A 14,981-nucleotide genomic window follows, 5' to 3' on the forward strand; every position below is an offset into this window, starting at 1 on the left:
CATGTCGCTTCCGGAGATCGTCTCGCGTGCGCAGTGGCGTGCGGCGCGCGAGGAACTGCTCGTCAAGGAGAAGGCGGCCACGCGCGCGCGGGACGCCCTCAACGCCGAGCGGCGCGGGCTGCCCATGGTGGAGATCGACAAGGAGTACCTCTTCGAGGGCGGCGACGGGAAGGCCTCCCTGCTCGACCTGTTCGAGGGGCGCGGCCAACTCGTCGTCTACCACTTCATGTTCGCGCCCGAGTGGGACGCGGGCTGCCGCAGCTGCTCCGCGTTCCTCGACCAGATCGGGCACCTGTCCCATCTGAAGGCACGCGGCACGACGTTCGCCGCCGTGTCGAGGGCGCCGTACACGAAGATCCTGCCGTTCAAGGCGCGGATGGGGTGGACGCTGCCCTGGTACTCGTCCTTCGGCGGGGACTTCAACTGGGACTTCGAGGTCACGTTCGTCGGGGACGGGGAGCCCGTCGAGCGGCCCGGTGTCAGCTGCTTCCTGCGGGACCGCGACCGGGTGTTCCACACCTACTCGGCCTACGAGCGCGGACTCGACGGGCTCGGCTCGACCACCACCTTCCTCGACCTGACCGCGCTGGGGCGGCAGGAGGAGTGGGAGGAGCCCAAGGGGCGCGCGTCGGCGCTGGGGGCGCCCGCCGGCAGCGCACGCGTGCTTTATCACGACGAGTACCAGGACTGATACGGAAAGTGCGGAGAAAGCACGCGACCGGGTGTCGACTATGTCTCAGTACCGTCACTTCGCGAGCCGTTCACCGTACTGTCGGCGTTTAACTCAGTGAGGCTTCAACGGTCTCCTTCACGAGACCGCGCGAAGCGCTCCGAGTTCAGCACGACAGGGAGGTACTGGGGTGAACGGGCGAATGGTGCTTGAGCGCTTTCCCGCCGGCGGGCCGCGTGGCTCGTGGCCCGCGGAGGAGTTCGCGCAGGCGCGCCGTCTGGAGGGCCTGCAGGCCGAGGTCGTCATGGACATAGCGACCGACGCGTTCCTGGTGATCGTGCGCGGCGGCGACGTCGTGGACGCCGCCGCCTGAGAGGTCAGCCCGCCTTCGGGGCGGGCAGCTTCACCGTGAACTGGTCCGCCTGGAGCGCGTACAGCTCCGCGTACAGCCCGCCGCTCGCGAGCAGCTCGTCGGGCGTCCCGGACTCCACCAGCCGCCCCTGATCGAGCACGTGCACCACATCCGCGTGGCGCACGGACGCCAGCCGGTGCGTGATCAGCACGACCGTCTGGCCGGTCCCGGCCAGCGCGCGGATCTTCTCGAAGACCTCCAGCTCGGCCCGGGCGTCGAGGGCCGCCGTCGGTTCGTCCACGATCAGGATGCGTCCCTTCCGGTACGCGGCCCGCGCGATGCCCAGCCGCTGCCACTGGCCGCCGGACAGCTCGTGGCCGCCGCTGAAGTTGCGGGCCAGCAGGGTGTCCAGGCCGCGCGGCAGATCCGCGACCACCTCCTGCGCGCCGGCCTCGGCGACCGCCTCGGTCACCCGCTCGTCGGTGAGCGGCGCGGCGGACCGGCCGACGGCCACGTTGACCCGGGCGGTGAAGGGCCAGCGCTTGAAGTTCTGCGCCACCATCGCGATCCGGTCCGCGAGCTGGCGCCGGTCGGCCGCCGCCGCGTCGACGCCGTCCCACAGGATGCGGCCTCGGTCCGGGCGGTACAGCCCGGCCAGCAGCTTGACCAGGGTCGTCTTGCCGGAGCCGTTCTCGCCGACCAGCGCGATGATCCGGCCCAGCGGGAGGGCGAGGGTCACGTCGTCGAGCGCGGGACGGGTGGCCTCGCCCGGGTAGCTGAACGTGACGTTCTCGAAGCGGATCTCCCGCGGCTCCTCCGGCAGCGCGGCCCCGCCGACCGGGATCGCCCGCTCCGCCGCCTCGCCGTACAGCTTCTGCAGGTCGCCCACGAACAGGGCCTCCTGGTGCAGCTGGTTCACCGCCAGGACGAGGTTGTCGAGGCTCGACGAGCCGGTGCGGATCGCGATCACCGCCGTGCCCGCCACGGAGAGCGCCATCGCACCGGACAGCAGCAGCGCGCCGAGCGTCGCGTACGTCGCCGTCGTCGCGAGGCCGGTCCAGGTCGCCGCGATCAGGCCGGTGCGGGCCGCCAGGCGGGCCAGCCGGGCCTGTTCCGCCTCCGCGCTCTCCGACATCTCGTGGAAGTGGTGCAGCAGGAACGGCCCCACACCGTGGACGCGGATCTCCGGGGCCGCCTCCGGCTGCGTCAGCAGATCGCTGAGGAGATGACCGGCGCGGGCGTGCTGCACCCAGGTGTGGAACGACTCGTACTGGCGGCGCGCGTTCGTCAGCGCTCCCCACGCGCTGGGCAGGGTCATCGTCGCCAGCAGCGGGAGCAGCGCCGGGTGCAGCACGGTCAGGACGCCCGCCGCCGTGATCAGGGAGATCAGCGCGTTCATCACGCTGTTGGCCTGCGAGATCATGCGGCGGGCCGAGGATGCGCCGTAACTCGCGGTGTCCAGCAGCTTGTGGAACTCGTGATCCTCGATCGCGGACAGCTCGACGGCCGCGGCGCGCTCCAGATACAGCTCGATCGCGACCCGCTCGACCTTCGGCTCCAGCCGGCCGGTCGCGTACGTGGACGCGGCGCGCAGCAGTGCGCCCACGAGCATCATGACGGCCATCGTGACCAGGGCGGGTACGGCTCCGCGCAGCCGTTCGTCGATGGCACCGCCGGTGATCAGGCGGGCCAGCACGCTGTTGACCGCGAGCAGACTCACCGCCTGGGTGGCACCCCGGCCGGCCTCGGCGGCCAGGACGGTCCGCGCGGCCCGCGGGTCGGCCTGCCAGGCCAGCCGGAAACTCGATCCGAGCATCGCCGGCAACCGGGTCACCATCGACCGGAAGCTCAGCTCCAGGAACGCGCCGTTGTGCTGGTTCCACCCCATGTCGTACCGCAGGGGTCCGCCGAAGAGCAGCTGCTCCGACGCGGACGGCACCCCCGGCCCCGGGTCCCCCTTGCTCTCCACCGCCGACCTCCCCCGATCGTGGACGAACGGCCACTATCGCGGGGCGGGGCGGGTCGGGGGGAGAGCGCGGGAGGGTGGGGGCGGGGGTGCGCGGGCGTACGCCGCCGGGGCGCGGGGCGTCGCGGGTGTGCCGAGTGGGTCGGTGTCGTGGTGTGTCTGCGGCCCGGTGGGGGCTGGTCGCGCAGTTCCCCGCGCCCCTTGAGGACCGGCGTCTCAGGACTCCGGCCCGAACCTTGGGCAACCCGGGCCGGGACCGCGGTGAGCGGGTGCCCCCACGGCAGCCCCGTTCGCGGCGGTCCCGGCCCGGTGCCCGGTTTCGGCGCCCCGCGAGGGACCCCGCCCCCGCTCCAGCCCCGCAGGGCTACGCGCTGATGGGGCGGGACCAGGAGGGCGTGCTGCCCGTGACCCTGCACACCGCGAGGTACAGCGGGATCGGCGGGGTGTACGGCAGCTTGCCGTCAGGCCTGTGGATGAGGCCCGGGGCGCGAGGAGAGTCCGGGACCAGCGCGCCGGTGGTGTAACGCGAGGGCGCGGGCCAGTCCAGGGCGTAGTCCGAGTCGGACGGGACGATCCACCACCAGTGCGTCTCGTCGGCGTAGACACAGCCGACGCGCGGCAGGCGGGGCAGGACCAGCGGGCCGAAACGGGCCGGTACCGCCACCGCGTCACAGCCGAGCGGAGCCGTCATTCCCTCGGGGACGGTGAGTCTCCGGGGCGTGCCCTCCGGTCCGTGCAGGGTGCGCCCCAGACGGACCAGCGTGTTGAGACTGAGCACCTGGCCGGGACCGGACACGCCGCTCACACCCATTCGACTCCCGTCCCGAAATCCCCGAATCCACTGGTGTCCCCGAACGCGGTCGAATCCCCGAACACCGGGGAGTCCTTGAACGCCGGGGAACTCTTGAACGGTGCGGACTCCCCGAACGGAACGGATTCCCCGAACGGTGCGGACTCTCCGAACGGGACGGATTCCCCGGTCTCCGCCGAGTCCGGCAGATCGCCGGCGTCCTGGTGACCCCGGCCCCTGAAGTGACCCGCGACGGCCTCCTGGCCGACACCGATGTCAACGCCCATGCCCACACCGAGGCCGAGCGCCACGGTACGGGCCAAGGTCTCTTGGTCGCGTTGGTTCCGTGGGTCCCGAACCCCGGGGGCGGTCCCGTTCCCGGGACCACCCCCGGTTTCGTGTTCCCGGCCTCCGCAGCCGTCGGGATCCAGGTCTCCGAGTTCGCCGGCACCCCCATGCCCGCTGCCGGAGGCACCCCCATGCCCCCGCCCCGGAAATACGCCCAGATCCTCAAAGGCCCCGAAGTGTGCCGTCGCCTCGTCCTCGTCGTCCGAACCGCCCGACTGACCCGGCTTGGGTCGTGCGCCCCAACCCAGGTCGTTGTGCGGTACGGAAACGTCGAGGCCGGAGGCCGGGTGGTGGCCGTGCGCCGCCGGGTCCGCCTGCCGAGGCAGGTCGGCCCAGACCAGCAGGCCGGGTCCGTGTTCCTGGGCGCCCCAGGCCCGGCACAGCCCGTCGATGAGAAGCAATCCCCTCCCGTGCTCCTCATCGGGCCGCCGCGGGGACGGGCGAGGCTCACCGGGAGCGCAGCCCTCGTCACGGACGGCTATCCGCACCAGGTCGTCGCCGTCGTGCAGCTCGCAGACTATGTGGCTGCTCGCGGTGTGCACGATCGCGTTGGTGACCAGTTCGGAGACGACGAGAACCGCCGTGTCGCAGGTGTCCTCGCACACGGACCAGCCGGACAGCCGGGCCCGCGTCAGGCGTCTCGCCTGGGCGGGGGAACCCGGATGTGCGGCCAGCTCGAACCGGAACCGGCGCTCGGCAGCGGCCCCACCAGGGACGGCTCCCGCGGCGGCACCGAGACCGAGGCGGCCTGCGGCGGCGTCTGTTCCTAAGGGCGCGGACGGAATCACGCTTGCCACTATCGCCCCGCCGTGAACACTTGGCAAGTGTCACTATGAAAAATGCAGAGTGCCGTATGACGGTCTGGACGGTCGTGGCACACTGCTCGCAACAGAAAGTCGCGCGGCGCCAGTTGGGATCTCCGGAGGTCTGTCCGATCTTCGAATGAGTCTTCGAATGGCGCCGCAGGGCTGTCAGGATTCGGTTCGCCGGGATCGGTTCGCCAGGATCGTCGCGTCGGGCCGGGATCGGTTCGTCGGGTCGGGAGAACCCTTTCACCGGGCTGTACGGACGCATGGCTGTCCGTACTCAACTCATCACACGGCATTGGGCACTCATCACGCAGCACTGGGCACGCAACACGCAGTACTGGGCACTCGCCACCGGGCGCTCGGCGCGCAGTACTCGGCACCCGTGACGCAGCACTCGACTCGTCACTCACTCGGTAACTCGTCACTCATTCGTGGAGGTGGAGCGTGAGCGAGCCGCGGTCCGCACCGACGGTCGGCCAGGTCGTCCTCGGCCGGCGCCTGCTGGACCTGCGGGAACGCGCGGGGCTCAAGCGCGAGGAGGCCGCCCGCGTCCTCCGTGTCGCCCCCGCCACGGTCCGCCGCATGGAGATGGCGGAGGTCTCTCTCAAGATCCCCTACCTCCAGCTCCTCCTGAAGTCCTACGGCGTCTCCGACGAGGAGGCCGAGGCCTTCGTCCAGCTCGCCGAGGAGGCCAACCGGCCCGGCTGGTGGCAGCGCTTCCACGACATCCTGCCCGGCTGGTTCTCGATGCACGTCAGCCTGGAGGGCGCGGCCGCGCTCATCCGGTCGTACGAACCGCACTTCGTGCCCGGGCTGATGCAGACCGAGGAGTACGCGCGCGGAGTGCTGAAGTCCGGGGCCATCGGCCAGACCGATCCCGACGACATCGAGCGCCATGTCGCGCTGCGCATGCAGCGCCAGGACCTGCTGACCCGCCCCGACGCGCCCCGCATCTGGGTCGTCATGGACGAGACCGCCCTGCGCCGCCCGGTCGGCGGCCCGGAGGTGATGCGAGCCCAGATCGACAAACTGCTCGACGCCACGAAGCTGCCCAACGTGACTTTGCAGGTCGCCCCGTTCTCCTCGGGGCCGCACCCAGCCACGTACGGGCCCTTCGTGCTGTTCCGATTTGCCATGTCAGAACTGCCGGACATGGTTTACAGCGAGTACCTGACCGGCGCCGTCTATCTGGACGCGCGCGAAGAGGTGGCGACTCATCTCGAGGTCATGGACCGCATGGCGGCACAGGCCGCTACGGCACATCGCACGAAGGAGATCCTCAGGGATCTCCGCAAGGAGCTGTGAATGGATCGCATCAAGCCGCGTATGAGCGTCTACAACGGCATGCCCGCGCGGGACTTGGGAAGCGAAGGCTGGCACAAGCCGTGGAGCGGCGGCAACGGCGGCAACTGCCTGGAGGCGATGAAGCTCGCCGACGGCCGGATCGCCGTCCGTCAGTCCACCGACCCGGACGGGCCGGCCCTTATCTACACGACCGACGAGATGACGGCCTTCATCGAGGGGGCGAAAGCGGGCGAGGCGGATTTCCTGCTCTCCTGACCTGTCTGTGCTGAATGCTTTTTCCTTACCGAACCTCCTTAATTTGGTATTCACGTGATCACATGGTGCAGTCAGAGCTTATGGAGCACGCCATGACCGCGCGGCCCATCGACGATTCCGGCACGTCACACACCTCCGACGGATTCCACGGATTCCACACGTTCGGCGAACCCGACGAGATCGACACCACCAGACCCCATCCCGCCCGGATGCACGACTGGTACCTCGGCGGCGGGGCCAACCACCCCGTCGACGCGGAGATGGGCCGCCAGATGCTCGCCCTCGACCCGCGGGTGCCGGTCATGGCACGTGTCAACCGCGCGTTCACGCACCGGGCCACCCGCTGGCTCACCGAGCACGGCGTACGGCAGTTCCTGGACATCGGCACGGGCATCCCGACGGAGCCGAACCTGCACCAGGTCGCCCAGGGCATCGCGCCCGGCGCGCGGGTCGTCTACTGCGACAACGACCCGGTCGTGCTCGCCCACTCGGAGGCCCTGCTGCGCGGTACACCCGAGGGTGCGACCGCGTACCTGCGGGCCGACGTGCGCGAGCCCGACGCCGTCATCGAGGGCGCGCGGGCGGTCCTCGACCTCGGCAGACCCGTCGCCCTGTCCCTCGTCGCGCTGCTGCACTCCGTCCCCGACGAGGACGGCGCGCACGAGCTGGTCGACGGTCTGCTGTCCCGGCTCCCCGGCGGCAGCTACCTGATGATGACCCATGCCACCGCCGACTTCGCCCCGGAGGAGTCGACGGCGGCGGTCGAGAGACTCACGGCGGCGGGCCTCACCCTGACCCTCCGCTCCCGTACCGGCTTCGCCCGCTTCTTCGACGGCCTCGACCTGGTCGAGCCCGGCGTGGTGGCGGTCGACCGGTGGCATCCGGAACTGGGCGAACCGGTGCCGGGGCAGGACGACGGCATGATCCCGGGCTACGGGGCGGTGGGCCGCAAGCCCTGAACTCCTCGCCCCGGTGCGTCAGAACCACGACAGCATGCGTCGTGGCGCGTCCACCAACCGGCTGACGGCGACCACCGGCAACGGCGGCTGCTCCGGCCGGCCCGGGCCCGGGGCGAGGCTCAGCGCGTAGTAGATCTGCTCGATCGACGGCGGTCCGACGGCGAGATTCCGCCGGACCGCCCGCGCCGACGACGCCTCCCCGGTCCGTACGAGATACGCCGCCGCCATCGTCCCCGTCCGGCCCACGCCCGCGCCGCAGTGCACGAACACCGGCCCCGCGGCCGACGCGACGACCTCCAGAAACCGCCGCACCTGCACGGGAGTCGGCGTCTGCCCGTCCCGAATCGGCAGTCGTACGACGTCCAGCCCGGCCCTGCGCGGCTCGGCGAGCTGCGCCCGCGTCAGGTCCTCCGCCCGCAGATCCACGACCGTGGTGAAACCGAGGCGGGCCAACTCCCGGTAGCCGCCCGGGGAGGGAGCGGCCCCGCGCCACAACCGCCCCTCGGTGTCCACGGGTTGAAAGTGATGGATGCCCCGCACGGTACGGGTGCCCGGAGGTGCCGGGGTCTCCTCGCGCGCCCAGTACGACAGCGCGAGGATGCCGAGCGCGCCGGTGGCCCACAGGGTGACGTAGCCGAGGGCGACGACGAGAACGACTCTCATCGCGCGCCTGGGCAGGCGGAGTCGGGGCGAGGGCGTGAGGACGGTTGCCATGGGCGGCCCGGGGTGCTCGGGGACGGGGGCGCCTTGGCATCGTACGTCCGGATTGGCGCGTCCGAGCCGGTCCTCGCCGGAGCCGGGCATCGCCGGAGTCGGTCGTCGCCCGGGTCAGTCGTCGTCCGCGTCCGTGTCACCCATGCCCATCACCGTGAGGTGGGCGCGGTCGAGAGCCGCGTCCTCCAGACAGCCGCGCAGCCGCATCCGGTCGTGCTCGGCGAGCGCGGGCCGCACGACCCCGGCGAACATGCCGTCGCCGAGGCTGCCGAGCGTGGCGTGGTCGAGCGGCACGGAGGTGGAGTCCCGGCAGCGTTCCCAGACCTGCTGGGCGGCGAGCGCCTGCCGTTCGACGGTCATGTCCCCGCCCCGCACGTCGACGTGGACGAGGACCGAGGTCGCCTCGGAGCCGCTCGCACTCTGCTCCCGGGTCTGGGTGAGATCGGCGAGTCCGACGACGAGCGCGGCGAGCAGCGCGGCCCCGACGACACCGACGGCGGCCGTACGGGCGACGCGGCCCCTGGTGCGCCGGTCCAGTGCGGGCCGGTCCTCCAACTCGCCCACCACCGCGCCCGGTTCGGGGACACCGAGGACGGCCAGGCGCCCCGCGAGCCGCCGCTCGGCCGGACGCCCGGTCGCCGCGGCGACCCGCTGCACCACCCAGGCGAGCCCGGACAGCAGCACCCCGGTGACCATGAGGACGGGCACGAAGACGTAGGTACGGTCGGTGGTCTCCTCCAACCACCGGAAACGCGCGCCCTCGTGCTCACCGGACGTCTGCCGCAGCCGGGCCAGCACGTCGTCCTGACGTGACGTCATCTCCCGCTGCCTGGCGTCGTTCTCCTTCACCCGTTCCTCGATCCGGGTGAGCCGGGCGAGCAACACGATGCCGAGCAGCATGACTTCGACGACCAGCAGCAGGATCCCGCACAGGATGGCGCGCTGCCACTGCCAGCGGTACAGGTACACGATGAGGTAGGTCCCGGACCCGGCGGCTGCCAGGCCCCCGAAGGCGTACGCGATCCGCCTCACCGCGCGTCCCCCGTCCGTACGTCACCGGTGGTGCCGTCGACGGCGACCCGCGTCCCGGGCGGGTAGCGCCGTACGGCGTCGGTCGCGCCGACGACGGCAGGCACCCCGAACTCCCTTGCCAGCACCGCGAGATGGGACAGCGGGCTGCCGGTCTGGGCGACCAGCGCGGCGAGTCCGGGAAGCAGCGGGGCGAGGGCGGGGTCGAGGGTGCGGACGACCAGCACGGCGTCGGAGGGGCGCGGCCCGGTCCCGTCCCAGACGGTACCGACGGCCCGTCCGCCGGACACGCCGGTGCCGTCGGCGTGGCCTCGGCGGCCGGTGCCGGTGCGTTCCGCGACCACCGAGCCGTCCACGAGCCGGAAGGCGTCCGGCAGGGGCGGCGACTCGGGTCGCGGCAGGCGGGCGGAGAGGTCGGCCGGCAGGGGGTCGCCGTCCAGCACGGCGGCCAACTCGGGCCAGCGCAGCAGCGCTACGCGGTCACCGTCCGGACCGAGCCGACGCGCGGCCTCCCGCACGAGGCGTACCTGCAGCTCCTGCACCCAGCGGACGCGGAGGCGGAGGGATTCCCGGGGCGGGAGGGAGGGGGTGCGGGGGGTGAAGGTGGGGGAGGGGTGGTTGGGGGAGGCGGGCGTCGGTGAGGGGTGGGTCGGTGAAAGGTAGTTGGGGGATGTGCGGGGCGGTGAAGGGGAGGGGCTGTTGCCGCTCTTCTCCTGGGCGTGCGTGGACTCCGGTGCCGGGGTCTGCGGCAGGCGGCCCCGTCCCCGCAGGCTCGGTGCCGTGAGGGCCAGCACGGTCGGCGCGGAGGCGGCGGCTCGCTCGTCCGGTATGCCGAGGGCCCGCGTCTCCGCGAGGGCGGTGAGGGCCGCGCCCGCTGCCGTGCGGGAGGCGGGCGGCACCCGCAACAGGGCACCCGCCAGGGCCTCTTGGGCATGCAGGGCGACCAAGGCGGCGCGGGTCCAGCGGAGTCGGGCGGCCAGGTCGGGGCCGGGGAACTCGCCGGGGGCCGGGACCTGGGCGAGTCCGCGGTCGACGTCGGCCACGAGGTCCGCGGCCAACCCGGGCAGCGCCGCGGTGAGCCGGCCGACCCGCCAGGCCGCGCCGAGCCGCCGCGCCCCCGGCGCCGGGTTGAGGAGCGCCGGCCATCTGTGCCGGGGCGGGGCCGCGCCGAGCAACCGCAGATCGGCCGCGGCCCGGCCGTCGACCGTCGTCACCACCGGCACCGTCCGCAGCAGGCGGCGCGGCGCGCTGCCCGCGATGTCGAGCGCGGCGGTCAGACCGCGGGCCATCGGCGTGACCCACAGATCCTCCTCCAGCGGCTGGAGTTGGTCCGGCAGGGTCTCCGCGACCGGCCCCGGACCGAGCAGCCGCGTCCCGCGGGTCGGCCGCACGGCCATCGCGGTGATCGGGCGGCTCTGGAACAACCACAGCCGCCCGGACCCGACTTCACCCCCGGTGAACCCGAACTCGATGTCCTGCGGCCCTCCGAACACCTGCCGTGCCCGGCGCGCGAGCCGGGCCAGCTGGCGTAGTTCCGAGCGGGTGAGAACTGCCTCGGCGGTCGGCTCCCCGGTGCGCAGCAGGCGTCCCCGACGGCTCAACCAGTAGGTGGTACCGGCCTGTTCACCGCCGACCAGCCGGTCCGGGCCACCCCGCACCGCGCTCACCAGCATCCGGTCGGTGCGCCCCTCGACGGGGTCGGCACCGAACAGCACCCCGCCCACCCGGGCCCTCAGCATCGGCTGCACCAGCACGGCCATCGGCGCGACGGACCCGTCGGGCAGGTGCGCCGAGTCCCGCACGGTCCGCACCGCCGTACCGAAGTCCGGCCACCCGCGCACATCCAGCACAGAGGCGAACTGCCCGGCCAGGGACGACTGTTGGGTGTCCTCCTGTGGTGAGGAGGACCGTACGACGAGGGGCCGCGCGCCCGAGTCGGAGAGGTCCTGCCAGGCCCGCCGCAGTCCGGCCGGATCCTCGCCCGCGCCCACGGGGATCACGAAACCGGGCAGCACCGGCAGTCCGGCACGGGCCGCGCGGGCGAGGTTCGCCGCCTTCGACCCGGCGAACCGGTCCTGCTCCGGCGTGAGTTGGTCCAAGGGCACGGTGGCGGTCGGACGGTACGCCCTGTCCGTCTCCCGCTCCGTCTCCCGCGCGTCCTCGCCATGACGTTCGTCGAGCGTTGTCATCAACACCCTCCAGGACCGGCCGCCAACAGGGGGGACGCGCGGGGGTGGCCCTGCGCCTGACGGCGGAACGAAGGATGGGGGCGCACCGCACCCGACCCCACTCCGGGCCGACGACGGCTCGCCTCCTGGCCCCGATGATCCCACCGCCGTCGGCCCAGACGTCGGTCGGCGGCCACTTTCCGGCCCGCCGCGGACGGATTTCGTGAGCCGGGAGGAGAGCGGACCGGGCGACTCGTACCGGCGCAGTACGCCCCGCCTCCTCCGCAGGTGCGAGGACGGACGTACACCGGCTCATCCGGCAGCGGCGACCCCGGCACCCGGCCGCCCGCGCCTCACACGGTCATCGGGCGGTCGTGGGGACCGATGGGCGCGGGGAGTTGCGAACTCCCGGTCAGATAGCGGTCGACGGCCGCCGCCACCGCCCGTCCCTCCGCGATGGCCCACACGATCAACGACTGCCCGCGCGCCGCGTCCCCCGCGACGAACACCCCGCGCGTACTCGTCGCGAAGTCCGCGTCCCGGCTGACCGTGCCGCGCGGGGACGTCGCAAGACCCAGCTGGTCGATCAGCCCGTCCGACCGGTCGGGCCCGGAGAAGCCGAGGGCGAGCAGCACCAGATCGGCGGGGAGGCTGCGCCCGGTACTGTCCAACGGCCGCCGCCGCGCGTCGACTTCGACCAGATGCAGGGACCGCACGTGCCCGCCGCCCTCCCCTTCCCGTTCGTCGTCCCCGCCCCCGTTCCCGTCGCCTTCGAAGCGGAGCGTCGACGCCGCGAACAGCCGCGCGTCCGCGTGCGCGGCCGGCGCCGTCCCCAGATCCCGCGCCTCCTCGTGCGCGGCCGACAACCGGTAGATCTTCGGGTACGTCGGCCAGGGCTCCGCGTCGTCGTCGCGGTCGGCCTCCGGCTGGGCGTAGATGTCCAACTGCGTGACGGACGCGGCCCCTTCACGCACCGCCGTACCGAGGCAGTCGGCCCCCGTGTCGCCGCCGCCCACGATGACGACGTGCTTCCCGGCGGCGGACAGCGGAGAGGCCGCCAGATCGCCCTCGCACACCCGGTTGGCCAGCGGCAGGTACTCCATCGCCTGATGGATGCCGGTCAACTCCCGCCCCGGCACGTCCAGTTCGCGCCACGCCGTCGCTCCGGTGGCGATCACCACCGCGTCGTAGCGCGCCCGCAGTCCTGCCGCCCCGATGTCCCGCCCCACCGTCGTCGAGGTACGGAACTTGGTGCCCTCGGCCCGCATCTGGTCGAGCCGCCGTTCCAGATGCCGCTTCTCCATCTTGAACTCGGGGATGCCGTACCGCATCAGCCCGCCGAGCCGGTCGTCCCGCTCGTACACGGCGACCGTGTGCCCGGCACGCGTCAACTGCTGCGCCGCGGCCAGGCCGGTGGGCCCGGAACCGATCACGGCGACGGTCCGCCCCGACAACCGGTCCGGTGGCCGAGGTGGCGCGAAACCGTCGCTCCACGCGCGGTCCGCGATGGCCACCTCGACGTTCTTGATGGTGACGGCGGGCTGGTTAATGGCGAGCACGCACCCCGCCTCGCACGGCGCCGGGCACAACCGCCCGGTGAACTCGGGGAAGTTGTTCGTCGCGTGCAGCCGGTCGCTCGCCGCGCGCCAGTCCTCGCGCGAGACGAGGTCGTTCCACTCGGGGATCAGATTGCCGAGCGGGCAGGCGTCGTGGCAGAACGGGACACCGCAGTCCATGCACCGGTCGGCCTGTCTCGTCACGATCGGCAGCAGCGCGCCCGGGACGTACACCTCGTCCCAGTCCCGCACCCGCTGCTCGACGGGCCTGCGGGGCCACTCCTCGCGCGGAGTGGTCATAAAACCCTTCGGATCGGCCATGGCCGTCTTCCTCGCGTCCGCGTACGACAGGCCGTGCGTCATCGGGCGGCACTCTTTCAGCCACGATAAGGCCCTTCGGCCGGGCGCGCAGAGTGGGCGAGACGGCCTTTCTGCCGGAGGTCCGCGGGGTCTCACCAGCGCACGCTCAGGTGATCATGCGGTCTCCCTCAGGTGAGTGCCAGCATGTACACCAGCGCGGCGGCGGCCGAGGCGACCGCGCGGACGTGATTCCACTTCGTCCACTCGCGCACGTACGAGGGCCAGTACGCGGCGGCCTCCGGCGTCCCCGGGTCCAGCTTCAGCAACGCCTCGTTGCGGGGCACGTTCGCGACGAGGGTCAGCCCGAACGCGCCGAACAGATACAGCGCGCTGCCCAGCAGCAGCTCGGCGGTCCCCTGATCCGGCCACAGCACGAACGTCACCACCGCGATCACCGCGCACACCACCGCGGAACCCGCGAACAGCAGCATGAAGGCGGGCGTCATCGCCGCCGTGTTGATCGCGTTCATCGCCGCGACCCCCTGCGCGGGCGGCAACCCGGCGAGCCCTCGCATGACCAGTACGGAGAAGGCACAGAACACCCCGGCCATCACCCCGGTCGCGAGCACGCCCAGAACCGTCAACGTCACGTACGGCTCACCGATCATGCCGACATCAACTCCCGCCCGTAGAGCCGAGATCCTGCCCATCACCCATCACGGAGACAAGTCAAGACCGCCCTCGGTCCACCCACCATGGCCGAGAATCGCCGGGGCATGCGTCAACGTCTATGTACGGGGACGGGGGACGGGAGCGGGGGAGGACGGGAGCGGGGAGGGCGGCGCGGAGGCGGTGCGGGGGTCGGGCGGTCCTGAGATCGGTGGTGCGGGGGCCGGGGGCCTGAGATCGGGCGGTCCCGAGATCGGCGGTGCGGGGGTCGCGGGCCCGAGATGGGGCGGTGCGTCGGTGCGGCTGGGGCATCGCCGGGCTCCTTCTCACCCGGCGTCCACCTCCGCCCCCGCCGCTGGGTCCGTGCCGAGCCCGTCCTCCCGCCACCCCCGCAGCACCTCCTCCACCCCTACCGCGATCCTCCGCCGCGCCTCATGTCGCGGCACCCCACTCATCAGCAACTGGTCGTAGGGCGTGTCCATATGCCGTACGGATGCCACCACCGCCGAGACCACCGCGCCCTCGGACAACGCCCGCCCCGCCGCACTCCGCCCCACCCGCCCGCTGCCCCGCACCGAGGCATGCGCGGCGATGGCCCGGGCCCGGTCCTCGGGGCAACCGGGGAAGAGGTGCCGTATGCGGGCCGCGAACGCCTCCGCGAACCGCACGTCCTCCTCCGCCCGCCGCCCCGCGTCCCGCAATCGGCGCCGCCGGCGCGCCTCCGCGTCCGCGAGGCACCGCTCCTCGGCCCGGGCGAGCCCGGACTCCTCGACGAGGACGCCCTGCCGCTCGTACCGTCCCCGGCGCCGGTCGAACCGCACCACCACCGCCGACAGCGCGCTCTCCTCCCGCGCCCTGCGCGTCAGCGCCGTGTCGCCGCGCGGCAGGAACACCAGATGCCCGAGATCCACGCAGTCGAGACACCGCGGCACGCCACCCTCGACGACCAGCAACGGCAACGGCCCCCGACGGCACCCCGCACAGTGCCGCTTCCGCAACGGCTGAACCACCAGAAGCCCAGGGAGAGCTGACGGAAGCGGAGTCGCGAACGGTGCCGAACGAGCCCTGCGTGCCGTGCCAGCCATACGAGA

General features: G+C 72.5%; 13 protein-coding genes and 1 pseudogene. 5 read left to right on the top strand and 9 right to left on the bottom strand.

Going from position 1 to position 14,981, the window contains the following annotated elements; all coding sequences use genetic code 11:
- Position 1 precedes the first annotated feature (1 nt).
- Complete coding sequence (locus ACIPTO_RS25340) at positions 2 to 691, top strand: DUF899 domain-containing protein (protein ID WP_366319605.1); 690 nt, start codon at positions 2 to 4, stop codon at positions 689 to 691.
- 169 nt (positions 692 to 860) lie between these two features.
- Positions 861 to 1,043 carry a hypothetical protein gene (locus ACIPTO_RS25345; RefSeq protein WP_366319603.1) on the top strand — a complete coding sequence of 61 codons (183 nt, stop codon included), beginning with the start codon at positions 861 to 863 and terminating at the stop codon, positions 1,041 to 1,043.
- A 4-nt stretch (positions 1,044 to 1,047) separates the two neighbouring features.
- On the opposite strand, the gene ACIPTO_RS25350 is transcribed toward ACIPTO_RS25345, so the two are convergent.
- The 3 genes and pseudogenes from ACIPTO_RS25350 to ACIPTO_RS25360 all read right to left on the bottom strand — a co-directional run.
- The gene (locus tag ACIPTO_RS25350; RefSeq protein WP_401196149.1) at positions 1,048 to 2,910 is read right to left on the bottom strand and encodes an ABC transporter ATP-binding protein; all 1,863 of its coding nucleotides are present in this window, start codon (positions 2,908 to 2,910) and stop codon (positions 1,048 to 1,050) included.
- Positions 2,911 to 3,352: 442 nt separating this feature from the next.
- A complete protein-coding gene (locus ACIPTO_RS25355) occupies positions 3,353 to 3,799 on the bottom strand; it encodes a hypothetical protein (protein ID WP_366319599.1) in 447 nt (148 codons plus the stop codon).
- A 512-nt stretch (positions 3,800 to 4,311) separates the two neighbouring features.
- Positions 4,312 to 4,923, bottom strand: a pseudogene (locus ACIPTO_RS25360) (ATP-binding protein); the annotation flags it as partial.
- Positions 4,924 to 5,379: 456 nt separating this feature from the next.
- On the opposite strand from ACIPTO_RS25360, the gene ACIPTO_RS25365 reads away from it, so the two are divergent.
- The 3 genes from ACIPTO_RS25365 (at position 5,380) to ACIPTO_RS25375 (ending at position 7,454) form a co-directional block, all read left to right on the top strand.
- The gene (locus ACIPTO_RS25365) at positions 5,380 to 6,240 is read left to right on the top strand and encodes a helix-turn-helix domain-containing protein (protein WP_401195806.1); all 861 of its coding nucleotides are present in this window, start codon (positions 5,380 to 5,382) and stop codon (positions 6,238 to 6,240) included.
- A complete protein-coding gene (locus ACIPTO_RS25370) occupies positions 6,241 to 6,495 on the top strand; it encodes a DUF397 domain-containing protein (protein WP_019060458.1) in 255 nt (84 codons plus the stop codon).
- Between the two features lie 92 nt (positions 6,496 to 6,587).
- Positions 6,588 to 7,454, top strand: a complete 867-nt coding sequence (locus ACIPTO_RS25375; protein ID WP_401195808.1) for an SAM-dependent methyltransferase — start codon at positions 6,588 to 6,590, stop codon at positions 7,452 to 7,454.
- A gap of 18 nt (positions 7,455 to 7,472) precedes the next feature.
- Here the strand turns inward: ACIPTO_RS25375 and ACIPTO_RS25380 are convergent, their stop codons facing one another.
- The 6 genes from ACIPTO_RS25380 to ACIPTO_RS25405 all read right to left on the bottom strand — a co-directional run bounded on the left by ACIPTO_RS25380 (position 7,473) and on the right by ACIPTO_RS25405 (position 14,975).
- Positions 7,473 to 8,117 carry a dual specificity protein phosphatase family protein gene (locus ACIPTO_RS25380; RefSeq protein WP_401195811.1) on the bottom strand — a complete coding sequence of 215 codons (645 nt, stop codon included), beginning with the start codon at positions 8,115 to 8,117 and terminating at the stop codon, positions 7,473 to 7,475.
- Between the two features lie 165 nt (positions 8,118 to 8,282).
- Positions 8,283 to 9,200, bottom strand: a complete 918-nt coding sequence (locus ACIPTO_RS25385; RefSeq protein ID WP_401195813.1) for a hypothetical protein — start codon at positions 9,198 to 9,200, stop codon at positions 8,283 to 8,285.
- Positions 9,197 to 11,386: a PEP/pyruvate-binding domain-containing protein gene (locus tag ACIPTO_RS25390; protein ID WP_401195815.1), complete on the bottom strand. Its 2,190-nt coding sequence runs from the start codon at positions 11,384 to 11,386 to the stop codon at positions 9,197 to 9,199. The genes ACIPTO_RS25385 and ACIPTO_RS25390 overlap by 4 nt, the downstream gene beginning before the upstream one ends.
- A 332-nt stretch (positions 11,387 to 11,718) precedes the next feature.
- Positions 11,719 to 13,242: a glutamate synthase subunit beta gene (locus tag ACIPTO_RS25395; RefSeq protein WP_401196151.1), complete on the bottom strand. Its 1,524-nt coding sequence runs from the start codon at positions 13,240 to 13,242 to the stop codon at positions 11,719 to 11,721.
- 167 nt (positions 13,243 to 13,409) lie between these two features.
- Positions 13,410 to 13,889 (bottom strand): anthrone oxygenase family protein, encoded by a 480-nt coding sequence (locus ACIPTO_RS25400; RefSeq protein WP_366319587.1) that lies wholly within the window; start codon positions 13,887 to 13,889, stop codon positions 13,410 to 13,412.
- Between the two features lie 327 nt (positions 13,890 to 14,216).
- Positions 14,217 to 14,975, bottom strand: a complete 759-nt coding sequence (locus ACIPTO_RS25405; protein WP_401195818.1) for a DUF2293 domain-containing protein — start codon at positions 14,973 to 14,975, stop codon at positions 14,217 to 14,219.
- Positions 14,976 to 14,981: the final 6 nt, after the last annotated feature.

Origin of the sequence: Streptomyces sp. NPDC090083 (assembly GCF_044747445.1) — a bacterium.
GTDB lineage: Bacteria > Actinomycetota > Actinomycetes > Streptomycetales > Streptomycetaceae > Streptomyces.

Coding starts and splice junctions, on each gene's coding strand:
- ACIPTO_RS25380 (WP_401195811.1), bottom strand. CDS start 8,117: ATGAGAGTCGTTCTCGTCGTCGCCCTCGGCTACGTCACCCTGTGGGCC.
- ACIPTO_RS25370 (WP_019060458.1), top strand. CDS start 6,241: ATGGATCGCATCAAGCCGCGTATGAGCGTCTACAACGGCATGCCCGCG.
- ACIPTO_RS25390 (WP_401195815.1), bottom strand. CDS start 11,386: ATGACAACGCTCGACGAACGTCATGGCGAGGACGCGCGGGAGACGGAG.
- ACIPTO_RS25355 (WP_366319599.1), bottom strand. CDS start 3,799: ATGGGTGTGAGCGGCGTGTCCGGTCCCGGCCAGGTGCTCAGTCTCAAC.
- ACIPTO_RS25395 (WP_401196151.1), bottom strand. CDS start 13,242: ATGGCCGATCCGAAGGGTTTTATGACCACTCCGCGCGAGGAGTGGCCC.
- ACIPTO_RS25350 (WP_401196149.1), bottom strand. CDS start 2,910: ATGGGGTGGAACCAGCACAACGGCGCGTTCCTGGAGCTGAGCTTCCGG.
- ACIPTO_RS25340 (WP_366319605.1), top strand. CDS start 2: ATGTCGCTTCCGGAGATCGTCTCGCGTGCGCAGTGGCGTGCGGCGCGC.
- ACIPTO_RS25375 (WP_401195808.1), top strand. CDS start 6,588: ATGACCGCGCGGCCCATCGACGATTCCGGCACGTCACACACCTCCGAC.
- ACIPTO_RS25400 (WP_366319587.1), bottom strand. CDS start 13,889: ATGATCGGTGAGCCGTACGTGACGTTGACGGTTCTGGGCGTGCTCGCG.
- ACIPTO_RS25405 (WP_401195818.1), bottom strand. CDS start 14,975: ATGGCTGGCACGGCACGCAGGGCTCGTTCGGCACCGTTCGCGACTCCG.